Raw genomic sequence first — 13,670 nt, 5'->3', positions numbered from 1 at the left:
TTACTACTTAATATTCTCTTGTGCTTGCAAATAGTACCTGTATAACTCATCATCACTTAATTTTTCTAATTCTTCTCTTGTCACACTCTCTTGTAATAGTTTTACACATTCACAGAGTACTTCAATACCCTCAAATTCATATAATCTTTTTATTAATTCAGATAATGGTTCTTCATGTTCCGTTGATATATCACATACCATAAATATCACTCCAAATTTATTCAACATTATTTTCCAATTCTCTTATTACCTTTGCAGGTACTCCCACTGCTAATGAATTATCAGGTATATCCCTAGTTACAACAGCTCCAGCACCCACAACAACATTATTTCCTATAGTTACACCAGGAAGTACAGTTACATTACCTCCAAGCCATACATCATCACCAATAGTAACAGGTTCTGCCATAGCAAGATGATCTCTACGTCCCTGTGGATTAAGTGGATGACCAACAGTAGTTATAAGAGTATTTGGTCCAATCATAACATTATTTCCAATATATACCTCTCTAATATCAAGAATAGTTAAATTAAAGTTTCCTGTGAAGTTATCTTTAATATGTATGTTTTTTCCATTGTCAAAGTTAAATGTATTTGCTATCCATACATTTTCACCTACACTTCCAAGAATTTCTTTTAATACTGTATATTGTTTATCTTTATCATTAGGGTCTATACTATTATACCGTTGAGATTGCACTATTGCATTTACTTTCAATCCATTTACTTCCTCATCATCATAACAGTATTCTTCGCCAGCTTTCAACTTATCCATTTCACTTTTCATTTTAACTGCCTTTCTATTATTGTCCATATATTATCTTTTCTTTTTATTAGAGTATCTGTTAGAACTATTTTTTAAATCTTTGTTATTTTAAATTAACTGACTATGATTATTTATTTTACTCCCTCAACTATATTTTATAATAACTTGACCTTTAAGCAGACAATCCACTCTACAAAAAGAAAGAATAATCATAATGAACTATGAAGGAGATTTATTATAAAATGAATCATTATTTAACAAATATTAATCTCATGTTTTTCTTTCGAAAAAATAGAACAGGACTTATATAGAAAAGATTGAAGAAATAAAGGAATTACTTAAAAATAATTTTCCTGAAGAACATTTTGCACAAACAAAAAAATTATAATTTTAACAATAAAATACAAGACACAACCATCAAAGATGAAATTACTTTAAAAATAGAACCATCTTACTTATTAAAAGACAAAGATATAAAACAAGTACTCCTAAAAAAATGGATCCATTTGCTATAGATTGAAAAAATATGAAAATTATGCAACAAATATTTTAACAAATAATCCTCATGTAACAAATCAACTTCTTTCAAATGACATTGCCGTATTATTAAAAGAATCAAATATTATGAGAAATAATATAGTTTCTAAGTTATTTTTTTTAATATGAGTGCTTTATTTCTATCTATTTTTACTTTATTATGTATTACCATAAGTATATGTTTTAATTTTTCGAGAAGAACTATGAATATATAATTTTTGATAGTATTATAATTAGTCAATACATTATAGTAAGATGAATTATTATTCATGAAAATATCTAGATTAATTGAAAGACTACTGGAAAAATAATACTCTATTCATTCGTTATAGCCATCTATAACGAAGTCGATGAAAAGGCATATATTTTCATATAATTTTTAATTTTCTATAATTACATTAGATGGTCGGGTCTCTTTAATAAAATTAATAGTTTGTATAATTAAAGAATTTCTAGGATCATCTTTATCCATTTTTCCTGCTTGACTCATTCCTTGACAAGGAGGAGTGGATATTAAAAAATCACAGTTATTTCTTTGATAAATATCAATAAGTTTATCAAAAATTTCTTTTTTTGTTATATCACCACAAATCATATTAGAATCAGGATATAAATGTCTATAAAATTTAGCTCTTTTTTCAATTATTTCATTAGCACCACAAATATTCAAACCATATTCTTCAAAGTATGTTTCTCCAATACCTACATTTGAAAATAAAGATACTCCGTTAACCATATGAATTCCTCAAATTTATAAATAATATAATATTTATTTCATTAAATATAATTAAATTACTCTTATTTTGTTTTTTTTAAAAAAGAAAAACATAGAATTAATATGTTTAGAAAATGTACCTCAAATTCTTAAATTTTCAATAAAAATTGGTGATAAAGAGGTTAAAATTTTAAATTACATTATTGAAGAATTACAACCATTAGGATACTATATTAATTATAGTATTTTAGATGCTGCAGATTATGGAACTGCACAAACTAGAAAACGAGCTATTTTTCTAATTTCTAATATTAAAAAATGGGATTTTCCTGAAAAATTAGAAAAAATAACAGTAAAAGATGCTATCGGTGATTTACCTAGTCTTGAAAGTGGTGAACAATCAAATATTCCTTTACATCATGCTAAAAAACATAATGATAGACACATATTATGGATGAAAAATACACCAACTGGTGAAACTGCATTTGATAATAAAAAATATTATCCTAAAAAAGAGGGACGAAGAATAAAAGGATATAGAACAACTTATAAACGAATTCAATGGGATAAACCAGCACCTACAATTACTATGTGTAATGGTAGTATTTCCTCACAGAATAATGTACATCCTGGTAGATTATTAGATGATGGAACATATAGTGATGCAAGAGTTTTATCTATTTTAGAAATTATTAGATTAACTGGATTACCTGATGATTGGAATATTCCGGAGTGGGCTAGTGAAAATTTCATAAGACAAGTAATTGGTGAAGGGATACCTCCAAAATTCTCTGCAAATTTATTAAAAACTATGCCTAAACGGGAAGGTTAAGCTATGGCTGAAAAATACAGATGGCAAGTTGCAGGGAATGGAAATCCTTTTGATTCTAACTTAGAATTTTGGGACTCTAATAAAATGTCTACAAGAAGTATAGGTGTACTTGAGTTTTTCAAAGAGAACGGCCCTATCACAGTTTCAAATTATGAAGAATCTATTTGTAATTATCTTAAAGAAAATTATAAGTTAGATGAAAATAAATCAAATAAAAGACATTTTTATAGGCCATTAGAATTTGTAGGATTTATTAGGAATATTGATGATGAACTTTCATTATCTGTTGATGGTAAGAATTTTTTAGAAGCTATTAAGAAAAAAGATTATATTAAAGCAAAAGAATTTTATTTATATCAATTATTACAATCAAGTTATCCGAATTCTGCAACAAAATCAGTTAAATTATCATTATATCCATTTAGAATAATTTTTAAATTATTATTGGAAGAACCAATTCCTGTCGAATGGTTTTTATATAGAATACCGTATATAAGAAATTATGAAGATTTTAAAAATAGAATAAATATTCATGAAAAAGAATATGATAAATGGAAAACATGGGTATTACCCTATTGGGAAAAATGGAATATTATTGAATATGTGACTGAAAATGATATTGAAAAAATTAAATTAGTTGAAAATAAACGGGATTTTTTGAATGGATTTTTGAAAGAGGAAACATATGAAAATATGTTCTTTAAAACAGATTTTCAATATGTAAGTACAAAAAGTTTAAAAAAACATACAAGGAATTATAACTTAAGTGTCTCTGTTTTAGAAAAAAGTAGGTATAATTGTTTTTTTGATAAAAATCACATAACATTTCCTTCAAAATCACGACCTAATTATGTTGAAGCACATCATATTATTCCTTTAGCTAGAGAAAATAGTTTTCAATCAGTTAAATTAGATTGTAAGGAGAATATAATACCATTATGTCCTAATTGTCATAGAAAAATACATTATGCAAAAATGAAATCTAAAGAAAACATGTTAGAACATATGTTAGATCATCTCTTAAAATTTGAAAAATTTAAAAAATTAAATTTAGATATAAATGATTTAAAAGAATTTTATTCAATAAAATGATGTACTTGAAAACTTCACAAGGATAGAATAATTTATATACTACTAAAATTAAAAATATGATGATAGTTTAAATATTTTTTCTTTTAAAAAATCAGATATTCTGGAACTATAATTGAAAAAATAATAATAATTGTAAAAAACTATCTTAAAAAAATAATTGGAGTAATCAACATGAAAGAAGTTATCCAAGAAAATAAACCATACTCTGCATCTAGTTTAGAGGGATATGAATATGATGATGAAGCTATTGATTATGTAATTTCACATAATTTAGATGATTTACTAAATTCATTATATGATACTTTTGAAAAATATTCCACTAAAAAACCACGTTTAGAATTAGTATATATGAGTCATGGTGGCGAATTATTTGTTAAATTAGTTTCAGAGATATATGATTATAAGGAACGATTTAATACAAAATTAAAGTTAATGGATGAACTATATTATATAAATCATGAGTATACACGATATATAGGAGTTCTTTTTGATTAATTATGTTTGATTGGACAAAATATCAGGATTTTGCTAAATTTTTAATTAAAGAATCTGAAAAATATGATACAGAAACATATTTACGTGCTGCAATAAATCGTTCTTATTATACTTCTTTTTGTACTTGTAGAAATCGTATTTTTGAACAAAATTTAGCTAAAAAACAAGATTTTTACAATTTAACTCATAAAATTGCAGTGCATAGAACAGTTTCGAATATTTTATATGAAAATCCTTTTGTAAATGATTCTTCAATATCTTCTAAAATTTCAGGATTATTAATTGAATCTAGTGGGAAACGGAAAAAAGCAGATTATGAAGAAAACTATACGGATATTAAAGGGGATGCATATACTGTTATAAGGAATACTGATTATATTTTAAAAAATATAAATAATCTTTATAATATTTATTATTTGAATACATGATTATTTAATGTGTTATATTGAATAAACATATTGGTTAATTAAATTAACGGATGTTATGAAGTATTTTAAAAAGAAATGATAATCAACATGAAAAAAGTTATTCAAGAAATAAACCATATGATAAATCTAGTTTAGATAGATATGATTATGATGATGCAGCTCTTTCTTATGTAGTATCTCATAATTTAGAGGATTTATTAAATTCATTATATGATACTTTTGAAAAGTATTCAACTAAAAAACCACGTTTGGAATTAGTATATATGGATCATGGTGGGAAATTATTTGTTAAATTAGTTTCAGACATACGTGATTATGATGAACGATTTAATACAAAATTAAAGTTAATGGATGAACTATATTATATAAATCATGGATATACCCAACATAGAGGAGTTCTTTTTGATTTAATCCATTCATTTTTTTAATTATTTTTATATAGTTTTTCTATTCGTGTTAATTCGATAAATGAAATACAACCAAATTCAGTAGTGTATGTTCCATAGATATGTTTTAGTTCATTATTATCTATGCAAACTGCACCTAATTTTTTTACAAATATTGGGTATTTAAAATTATTGAATCATCAGAATATCTAGATAAAAATTCTGAGTTATATTCTATTATAGATATAGGATTTTTAAAATTAGAATTAGATGAATTAAAAAATATTATACAAGAGTTTTCAAATCAAAACATACCTATAATAGATAATGTAGAAGATAATGAAACATTAAGTAAAAGATTTAAAAACTTTTTAGATGAAAGTATTTAATTCAAATACTTTTTTCTTTTTAAAATTTTTATTGAATATCGACTCTTTTTTATAGACGTTTATTTGTATTATTTTTCAAAAAAATAGAATAGTTGAAGATTAGAGTTTTAATGTTGTATTCTCTTAGTAAAATGGATTACCATTAATATCATAATACCTATATACACCATCATCATCTAGGTGTCTTTTATATAGTATATCTGTTGAAGCATCTCTATAGTATATGGTGGATGCAGTACCAATATATTCTATACCATCACTCATATAATGTCTTTCTTCAATAGTTTCTCCATTAACAGTATTACCTGTAAGAACATAATTATCCTGAGACATACTTGTACTAGTATCTTCAACTGTACTTGTTGTAGAGTTGTCTGTTACAATACTTGTTTGATTAGTGGTGGTTGTGTTATTTGTCCTGTTTATTGATGTGTTATTAGTAATTTCTGGAGTTTCTGATTCTGAGATCTTATAAGCTGTTACTGAAAAGATTAGTGCAACAACTATTATAGTAACTCCAATAATGGCAAGACTTGTGGATTTCATAAATTAAATCTCCATATAAATGATTATATTTCTTTAAGAAGTTTTTCTTTTATCATTTCATATTCATCAGGACTTATAGCACCCATATCAAGTAATTCTTTACTTTTCTTAAGTTTATCCAGTGGACCATCCTCAGTTTTAACAACTTGTGCCTGAGTAACACCTTTATGACTTTCTATGATTTTCTGATTAACAAATTCATAAAGAGCAGTAGCTTCAGCTTCATATTTTTTATAGTAATGTACTAGATTTTCATTGAAATTTCCTATTCTTTGTTGTTTTCCACGTACATTTCCTTGAACTTCAAATTCAAGAGAACCATTAGCTAAAGATCCAGCATCTCTTTTTTGAATACTATTTATTTGATGATAATAAATTTTTTTAACTCCGCCCCATCTACTTGTAATTTTTTTAAAATAATCTTCTGTAAAATCAAATTCTAGGTAGTCTTCATATGCAAAAAGTTCTGCTTCTCTTCCATTAAGATAATATAATGCATTTTTATCTTGAATTTTCCTAGCATGTTTTTCTTCTTTATTTTTTCTATAATTTAATATAGAATCTTGTGTTTTATTTCCTAAATCATTAATATAATTACCTACATCATTCATACCTTGTTCAAATGAATTATTATTATTGTTGTAATTAGTTTCATTATATTGTTGGTTACTATTAAAGTGGTGTTCTTCATATCCTTGATTATTTGGATTATAATCCATAGGTTCAGGATTATTTTGGAAATCGTTTTGTGGATTAGGTCTAGAAATGTTAACATCAAGTTTATTTCCACAGGTTATACAAAATTTTGATGAATCAGCATTTTCAAATCCACACTTAGTACAATATACCATTTATTTCACTCCATATCTTGTTTTAAAATATATATTATATTATATAGATATATACAAATATAGTTAATTGAAATTAGAGATACCTACTTATTTCAAAGGGATTTCAAATAATAAGAGGAAAAATAGTATGATTATACGAAATTTAAATTATCTAAGTCTAAGTAAAGCTAGTAGAAAAACAACATTAGAAATACATGATAAAAAACATATAGGACTAGTATATATACCAGAAAAAGGTTATGCACTATTTATTGATAATGAACATCCTGAAGAAAACATGTTTCTCATAGAAACAAGTACAACACCTGTAGACTTACTATTTAACAAGGCATACACACCAGAATTTGATCAAACAATATACATAGTAGAAGCAATATTTGATGAAATATATAAAGATATAACCGATGATGACTTTGAATTCAAAGACTCAAAAAATACACTAGCCATACTACTAGACCAAGTTAATGAATCAGAAGAAATACTTGATAAAAACTCTAAACTATATAAAATAATAGATAATGGATTTCTAAAACTAGATCTTGATGAAATAAAAAATAACCTACAACAAAACATGGCTAGACAAGAACCAGTACAGCCAAGAATAGAAAATAATGAAGAAAAAGAAGAAGAAACACTAGGTGATAGATTCAGAAACTTTTTTTCTTTTTATAAGACTTTAACTTCAAAAAACTTATTTTACAAAAAGAGTATAACTATGGTATAATCTTATTTAATTTAAAAAAAAATAGGTAACTTAAAAAAAAATAAAGAAAGAAGAATAATTACTAAATTATTAACAATATTTTAAAATTTTAATCCACACTGGATAAACATCTTATGAAACAAAAAAAATAGTTAGCAACTATTTTCTCATATTTCTTAAAATGCCCAATTATAATATATTAAATTATCTTATATATAAATATTTTGTATAAAATTTATACAATATATTAATTTTATCAAGATATATTAATTACTTTTTTAATAAAACCCAAAATATTTCCTATAATGTTGTAACAATACAACCCTCTTTTTCTACAATAATAGTATGTTCACATTGAGCATTCATAGCACCACTAGCTTCCCGTAATAATTTATATGGAAATATTGCACGAGATGTGATAAGAGGATGCATAACCTGATTTAACTTATTTTCATCATACAAGTCCAGAAAATACCTCTTAGTAAATGGAAAATACATATTATTTTCCTGTATATATTTAAGTAATTTACTTGCTTCACTTTCACCAAATGGTCTTGTACGCAAGTATGAATATATATAATGCTGTGGTAGAGTTTCTACTAGACCCACACCACTAGTTACAAAAGGCTCAATTGCAATAACATCACCCTCATGTAATATATGTGCATCCCCTGTTGATACTGAGGGTATTTGTAGTCCAGAGTGAAGTTTATATCTACTAATGCTATGTCCTGTAAGATCACCTATTGGATTAAATCCATGACTTTGTATTGTTTTTTCAAGTTCACTACTTATTTTATCTAATGTTATTCCATCATGTATTATACTTATAGCATTTGTAAGAGCATGACGGGATGCTTCAATTAATTCTACTCTTTCTTCAAAATCCTGTGTAGTAATTTGTGGATTTCCATCATCTAATCGTCCAGGCATAGAATAGTTACTACTAAATTCAATATTATCACCTGTGACAATAACAGTTTCAGCAGTATCTGCAATATATCCATCTATATGTGTTCCAAGATCAATTTTTACAATATCTCCATTACAGAAAATTGTATCATCACCGGGTGGCGATGTATAGTGGGATGTTATATCATTTATACTAATATTACATGGAAATGATAATCCTGCACCTTTTCTTTTTATTTCTGCTTCAACCCATTCAATAAGATCTATAACTTTCATACCACTAGTTATTCTTTTTACTGCAGCTTTACGAACACTTGCTGCTATTTTTCCAGCCTTTATATATTCATCATACATTTATATCACATCTTTATTGAATGGTTTTTAGTATTCCTTTTTTTAGAAGAATATTGTTTTATTTACTTTCCTTTAATTGTTGATAATACTCTTTATCCCATTCATGTTCTACTAGTAAGTCTCTTATTTTCATAGCTTCTTCTAATGTATTATATGTACCAAAATAAGTAAATTTACCATTAACCATCTTATGTACTACATATTTCAGCTTTGTTTTGTCATGTGTAATATATTTTAAATGTTTATCTTTAGTTACATGATTATTTCTTTTAGTTTTTCTACAAGTATCATCCCAATTATTTTCCTGACAGAAATCTCTGTGTTTGCGTGCTTCATCCAACGTATTAAATGTTCCAAAACTAAGTGTTTTTCCATTTATACTTCTACTAACTGTATATTTCCCACCAGGTTGTTTTATAAGGTATTTATTGTCTTCATTTTTATATTTCTTTTCATAATATTCTTTATCCCAGTTGTGTTTTATCATGTCATCTCTAACTTTAACTGCTTCTTCTAAGGTAGGATATGTTTTTGATAAAAAGGTCATGGAGCTATTATGTCTTTTTACTGCATATGAGTTATGTTTATTTTTAATTATGTACTTGGCTCCTGATTTAAGCTCTTTTTTTATATTTTTTTCATAGTACTCCATACTCCATTCATGTTCTACTAGCATGTCTCTTATTTTCATAGCTTCTTCTAATGTGTTATATGTACCAAAATGTATATTTTTATTCTTGATAAATTTATGTACTATATATTTTTCACGTGTTTTATTATGTTGGATATATTTTAGATGTTGTTCATCTTCAGTTACATGATTATTTCTTTTATTTTTTCTACAGTTAAGATTCCAGTTATTTTCCTGACAGAAATCCCTGTGTTTACGTGCTTCATCTATTGTGTTAAATGTTCCAAAACTAAGTGTTTTTTCATTTATTTTCTTATTAATTGTAAATTTTCCATTAGGTTGTTGGAGTATGTATTTATCCTTTTTTTGTTCCTGTTTATAATTTTTTTTATAAAAATCTATACTCCAGTCATGTGCTTGAAGTTCATCACGTGCTTTTTTTGCTTCTTCTATTGTTTTATATCTGCCAAAACTATATTTCTTGTTTTTTATTTGTTTAGATATGGAGTATGTACTTGTATCTTTTACTAGGTAAATATATTGCATATCCTCTGATTTTTTAGATGTATCTTCTTTTCTTAGATTTTTTTCATAGTATTCTTTACTCCAGTTGTGTTCTAATAGTTTATCTCGTACTTTTTCTGCTTCTTCTAATGTATCATATAATCCATAGAAGTTTTGTTTTCCATCTATAGTTTTAGAAACACGATACTTATTTTTTTGTTCTATATAGTAAATATAGCGTGTTTTTTGTTTTTTATTTTTCATATTAATTCACCAATACATATTATATTATAGTAGATTACTTATTTCATGTAGTCTCTTGTTTATATTTGTCCATTTATCATTTAAGTTTAATGTGTATATGTAGAAGTCTTTTTTGTCTATTTCAAAGTGTTCATTTAGTTCTTCACCAAGTGATGCATAAAGAAGCATACCACTTACTTTACCTTTAAATGTACTGTTATTCATGTAACTATAAATCTGGTAAATATTTGCTGAGTGATATGTATTATTTTTAACAATACTTTGATAGAATTTTGTATCAATAATTAATTGTCTATTTCTTCTTTCTAATACAATATCTGTCATCATTGTTGGTAATTTATACATATTACTATTATTACTTGTTTGATTCCAGTTGATATATGGACTATATGTCTTAATATTATTTAGTTCTTGTTTATAGAAGTTTAACACGAATTTTTCAAAAAGATGTGGTAGTTTATTTGGATCTCTTATAAAGTCCTTAAAATAATTATCACCAATTTCTTCTTCTGGAAGTTCTAAGTTATATATTAACTTGCATACTTGTATGGGAAGCTTGTAGTGATTATTACTTCGATTCCACATTAATTTATTAAATACTTGTCTGTTTAGTGTAATAGTACTTATATTGAAGTATATGAGAAGTTTTTTTAGTTTTCTGGCAATAGATGTATCTACTTTTTTTATTAAGTTAATTATTGTTGTTTTGATTATTTGATTTAGGAGTATGTTTTTCTCAAATTCACTAAATTCGCAATTTAATTTCTTTGTAATAATATTTTCAGATTTGAAGCTTTGATTAATATTAATCTTACCTCTTATATTTAATGTATCCTCTGATATAATATTATACTTTCTAAAGAAACCTCTTTTTATAAGAGAGTTAATTACATTTAACAGTACCCTGGCTAGTAGATTTGGAAGATCTTTAAAGTTATCTATATCTACAAGTATATTTTCATCAATATTTAGTGATTCATATGCATAGCTAAGCATGTAATAAATATTTCTAATTGGAATTTCACTCATAACTAATCATTAATTTTCAAATTTTAAACTTCTAATTTGTACTTCAGCTTTATCAACATCATCAAAGTAGTACTCTCTTAGTTGTGGAGCAATATCAAAGTCAATAATATCCATATAATCATCCACATTAAGTGTATCTTCTGTTATAAAATGACTATGACCAACCTCAAAGCCCTCACCTAAATCCATATCCTGACTAATATCCCTATTTAAGCTAGTAAATACTGATATAATATGATGTACAAGTTTTTCATCAACACCAGTACTTAACAGGTAATTTCTAAAATTATCTTCACCAAATAATGGTTTTACAGTATAGAATACAAATCTTCTCCGAAGAGCATAATCCATAATTGCAAGACTTCTATCAGCAGTATTCATAAGACCAATAAGATATAGATTCTCAGGAACACTAAACTTCTCATCACTATAAGTTAAACTAATACTATACTCACTTCCACGCTTATCTTTTTCAATAAGCATTAATAATTCACCAAAAATCTTGGAAATATTACCACGATTAATCTCATCAATAATAAAGAAGTAATCCTTATCTGGATTATTTAGAGCTTTCTTAACAAAATTATAGAAAACACCATTTCTTAGTTTAAAACCATCCTCTGTTGGCTTATATCCCTGAATAAAATCCTCATAGGAATAACTTTGATGAAACTGGATAAACTCCACTTGACTATCCTCTTTTATACCAATTAATGAATAAGCAATACGTTTTGAGATAAATGTCTTACCAACACCCGGAGCACCCTGCAAGATAATATTCTTATTTCTCTTAAGTAGTTTAATAATCTTATCATAATCCTCTTCCTTAAAGATAACATCATCTAAGAAGTCATCACGTGTATAAGTAGGAACAGATAGTTCTGATGTAAATACATCTTCATTAATCAAATCTAATAAAACCTCATACAAGTATTTACCACTAGCATCATCAATATTACCCGTAATATTAGTCAATGTTTTCATTGATAATAATTTACTTAATTTACCAGTTGTATCACATTCATTAAAATAAATCCAGTTAACATGACGTACATGATTATAACTACTAAAAGACTCATCATATGTGTAATTAGATGTTACTTCACCATAACCTAAAACAGTAGATCGTCCCTTCTTAACTATTACAATATCACCTACCTGAATATTATTTACAAAGTCATCAATAGTTTTAATATCATTCCATGGAGTAGTTTGAGGATTATAAGCTTCATTATAAATGTCTTTTATACTATTCTTATCTAAATTACTTAAATCACCAAGTTTATCCCATCCAATAGCAATTATATTATTTTCTTTAAATAAATCCCATTTCCTACCCTTTTTACCAGGAGCTAAAAGCCAGTAACTATGTTTACTATGATTAATTTGTGATTCTACTATTTCATCAGATTTAAATTTAAAAACAAAGAAATTGTTCAACTTTCGTACTGAAATATTACTAATTTTTGCAAGATTAATTAATTTACCATCATCCCCATAAGTAGAATTAGTTGAAGATAAATTAAAATTATTTAAGTATTCAACTCGTTTATCTCTAGTATGCACATTAGTAAACTTATCTGGAAAAATCATGTGAAAATACTTATGAACCCATGCATGCCCTGCTTTTACTGTTGTATCCTCAAAAATTAATTCAAATTCTTTTTCTAAATTCTCATAGTCTTCAACACAATCTAGTGAAGTTTTCTTAATTAAATCACACGCTTTAACAAGATCATCCCTTATTTTTAAACCAGTTTCAATAGCTTCATCTTCTGTTAAATCTACAACATTAGATGGATGAGTACCATACTTCCAAATTCCATCCTTATTCTTAAAAAGTGAAAATTTAAAAGCACTACCACCCCATATAGCACCAGCATTCCTATAATCTTTATTAAACTCCATATCCTGACAAAGATTACTCGTTCCATCATGCATAAATATAGTGTTTAATACATCAGCTCCCTCAAGTTTTCTTAAGTTTTCTGGTGAATATTTTTCCTGAAACTTTTCATAATGATATTCATAATCTGGTATCTGTATTGTTTCAAGTTCTCTTTTTAATTTCTTTGATGCTTCTTCACTAGTTAAGTATTCCATGATAATATCTCTTATTTAATTATTTAATTATATTTTTGTAAGTTTATTATTATAAAAGTTTATAAAAGGAAATATAACAAAAGAATAATAAATATTAATTAGTTATATGGATAAACATATGATTATATTTAAC

At 25.8% G+C, this 13,670-nt stretch carries 16 protein-coding genes; 7 read left to right on the top strand and 9 right to left on the bottom strand.

Annotated elements, in window-relative coordinates:
* Positions 1-3 precede the first annotated feature (3 nt).
* Complete coding sequence (locus tag NL43_RS03255; protein ID WP_069592620.1) at positions 4-201, bottom strand: hypothetical protein; 198 nt, start codon at positions 199-201, stop codon at positions 4-6.
* 16 nt (positions 202-217) lie between these two features.
* Positions 218-814: a sugar O-acetyltransferase gene (locus NL43_RS03250; RefSeq protein WP_241776208.1), complete on the bottom strand. Its 597-nt coding sequence runs from the start codon at positions 812-814 to the stop codon at positions 218-220.
* Between the two features lie 317 nt (positions 815-1,131).
* Here NL43_RS03250 and NL43_RS08275 point away from each other — a divergent pair, with 317 nt between their 5' ends.
* A complete protein-coding gene (locus NL43_RS08275; protein ID WP_158005547.1) occupies positions 1,132-1,281 on the top strand; it encodes a hypothetical protein in 150 nt (49 codons plus the stop codon).
* 401 nt (positions 1,282-1,682) lie between these two features.
* Here NL43_RS08275 and NL43_RS03245 read toward each other — a convergent pair whose 3' ends face one another.
* Positions 1,683-2,039, bottom strand: a complete 357-nt coding sequence (locus NL43_RS03245) for a DNA cytosine methyltransferase (RefSeq protein ID WP_069592619.1) — start codon at positions 2,037-2,039, stop codon at positions 1,683-1,685.
* A gap of 67 nt (positions 2,040-2,106) precedes the next feature.
* Between NL43_RS03245 and NL43_RS03240 the strand changes: the two genes are divergently transcribed.
* From NL43_RS03240 to NL43_RS08270, 5 genes are all read left to right on the top strand, one after another.
* Positions 2,107-2,850, top strand: a complete 744-nt coding sequence (locus NL43_RS03240; RefSeq protein WP_069592618.1) for a DNA cytosine methyltransferase — start codon at positions 2,107-2,109, stop codon at positions 2,848-2,850.
* Between the two features lie 3 nt (positions 2,851-2,853).
* Positions 2,854-3,942, top strand: a complete 1,089-nt coding sequence (locus NL43_RS03235) for an HNH endonuclease signature motif containing protein (RefSeq protein ID WP_069592617.1) — start codon at positions 2,854-2,856, stop codon at positions 3,940-3,942.
* A gap of 171 nt (positions 3,943-4,113) precedes the next feature.
* The gene (locus tag NL43_RS03230; RefSeq protein ID WP_069592616.1) at positions 4,114-4,437 is read left to right on the top strand and encodes a hypothetical protein; all 324 of its coding nucleotides are present in this window, start codon (positions 4,114-4,116) and stop codon (positions 4,435-4,437) included.
* Positions 4,438-4,439: 2 nt separating this feature from the next.
* Positions 4,440-4,865 carry a hypothetical protein gene (locus tag NL43_RS03225; protein WP_069592615.1) on the top strand — a complete coding sequence of 142 codons (426 nt, stop codon included), beginning with the start codon at positions 4,440-4,442 and terminating at the stop codon, positions 4,863-4,865.
* Between the two features lie 263 nt (positions 4,866-5,128).
* Positions 5,129-5,293 (top strand): hypothetical protein, encoded by a 165-nt coding sequence (locus tag NL43_RS08270; protein WP_158005546.1) that lies wholly within the window; start codon positions 5,129-5,131, stop codon positions 5,291-5,293.
* A gap of 470 nt (positions 5,294-5,763) precedes the next feature.
* Here the strand turns inward: NL43_RS08270 and NL43_RS03220 are convergent, their stop codons facing one another.
* Together NL43_RS03220 and NL43_RS03215 are read right to left on the bottom strand one after the other, a co-directional pair.
* Positions 5,764-6,186 (bottom strand): hypothetical protein, encoded by a 423-nt coding sequence (locus tag NL43_RS03220; RefSeq protein WP_069592614.1) that lies wholly within the window; start codon positions 6,184-6,186, stop codon positions 5,764-5,766.
* A gap of 23 nt (positions 6,187-6,209) precedes the next feature.
* The gene (locus NL43_RS03215) at positions 6,210-7,037 is read right to left on the bottom strand and encodes a zinc-ribbon domain-containing protein (RefSeq protein WP_069592613.1); all 828 of its coding nucleotides are present in this window, start codon (positions 7,035-7,037) and stop codon (positions 6,210-6,212) included.
* A gap of 127 nt (positions 7,038-7,164) precedes the next feature.
* Here NL43_RS03215 and NL43_RS03210 point away from each other — a divergent pair, with 127 nt between their 5' ends.
* Positions 7,165-7,761 (top strand): hypothetical protein, encoded by a 597-nt coding sequence (locus tag NL43_RS03210; protein WP_069592612.1) that lies wholly within the window; start codon positions 7,165-7,167, stop codon positions 7,759-7,761.
* A gap of 279 nt (positions 7,762-8,040) precedes the next feature.
* On the opposite strand, the gene NL43_RS03205 is transcribed toward NL43_RS03210, so the two are convergent.
* From NL43_RS03205 to NL43_RS03190, 4 genes are read right to left on the bottom strand one after another with little or no spacing between them, the layout of a single operon-like run.
* Positions 8,041-9,006 (bottom strand): M24 family metallopeptidase, encoded by a 966-nt coding sequence (locus tag NL43_RS03205; protein WP_069592611.1) that lies wholly within the window; start codon positions 9,004-9,006, stop codon positions 8,041-8,043.
* Positions 9,007-9,064: 58 nt separating this feature from the next.
* Positions 9,065-10,405, bottom strand: coding sequence for a hypothetical protein (locus NL43_RS03200; RefSeq protein WP_069592610.1), 1,341 nt, complete (start codon positions 10,403-10,405; stop codon positions 9,065-9,067).
* 24 nt (positions 10,406-10,429) lie between these two features.
* Positions 10,430-11,434 carry a hypothetical protein gene (locus tag NL43_RS03195; protein ID WP_069592609.1) on the bottom strand — a complete coding sequence of 335 codons (1,005 nt, stop codon included), beginning with the start codon at positions 11,432-11,434 and terminating at the stop codon, positions 10,430-10,432.
* A 9-nt stretch (positions 11,435-11,443) separates the two neighbouring features.
* Positions 11,444-13,537 (bottom strand): AAA family ATPase, encoded by a 2,094-nt coding sequence (locus NL43_RS03190; protein ID WP_069592608.1) that lies wholly within the window; start codon positions 13,535-13,537, stop codon positions 11,444-11,446.
* Positions 13,538-13,670: the final 133 nt, after the last annotated feature.

The organism is Methanosphaera sp. WGK6, assembly GCF_001729965.1.
GTDB lineage: Archaea > Methanobacteriota > Methanobacteria > Methanobacteriales > Methanobacteriaceae > Methanosphaera.
This window is presented reverse-complemented; position numbering and strand designations above follow the sequence as displayed.

What these genes read in the sequence shown, in the direction of transcription:
- NL43_RS03250 (WP_241776208.1), bottom strand. Translation starts at nt 814, where the DNA reads ATGGACAATAATAGAAAGGCAGTTAAAATGAAAAGTGAAATGGATAAG.
- NL43_RS03215 (WP_069592613.1), bottom strand. Translation starts at nt 7,037, where the DNA reads ATGGTATATTGTACTAAGTGTGGATTTGAAAATGCTGATTCATCAAAA.
- NL43_RS08270 (WP_158005546.1), top strand. Translation starts at nt 5,129, where the DNA reads ATGGATCATGGTGGGAAATTATTTGTTAAATTAGTTTCAGACATACGT.
- NL43_RS03190 (WP_069592608.1), bottom strand. Translation starts at nt 13,537, where the DNA reads ATGGAATACTTAACTAGTGAAGAAGCATCAAAGAAATTAAAAAGAGAA.
- NL43_RS03230 (WP_069592616.1), top strand. Translation starts at nt 4,114, where the DNA reads ATGAAAGAAGTTATCCAAGAAAATAAACCATACTCTGCATCTAGTTTA.
- NL43_RS03245 (WP_069592619.1), bottom strand. Translation starts at nt 2,039, where the DNA reads ATGGTTAACGGAGTATCTTTATTTTCAAATGTAGGTATTGGAGAAACA.
- NL43_RS03195 (WP_069592609.1), bottom strand. Translation starts at nt 11,434, where the DNA reads ATGAGTGAAATTCCAATTAGAAATATTTATTACATGCTTAGCTATGCA.
- NL43_RS03225 (WP_069592615.1), top strand. Translation starts at nt 4,440, where the DNA reads ATGTTTGATTGGACAAAATATCAGGATTTTGCTAAATTTTTAATTAAA.
- NL43_RS03235 (WP_069592617.1), top strand. Translation starts at nt 2,854, where the DNA reads ATGGCTGAAAAATACAGATGGCAAGTTGCAGGGAATGGAAATCCTTTT.
- NL43_RS03200 (WP_069592610.1), bottom strand. Translation starts at nt 10,405, where the DNA reads ATGAAAAATAAAAAACAAAAAACACGCTATATTTACTATATAGAACAA.
- NL43_RS03210 (WP_069592612.1), top strand. Translation starts at nt 7,165, where the DNA reads ATGATTATACGAAATTTAAATTATCTAAGTCTAAGTAAAGCTAGTAGA.
- NL43_RS03255 (WP_069592620.1), bottom strand. Translation starts at nt 201, where the DNA reads ATGGTATGTGATATATCAACGGAACATGAAGAACCATTATCTGAATTA.
- NL43_RS03205 (WP_069592611.1), bottom strand. Translation starts at nt 9,006, where the DNA reads ATGTATGATGAATATATAAAGGCTGGAAAAATAGCAGCAAGTGTTCGT.
- NL43_RS03220 (WP_069592614.1), bottom strand. Translation starts at nt 6,186, where the DNA reads ATGAAATCCACAAGTCTTGCCATTATTGGAGTTACTATAATAGTTGTT.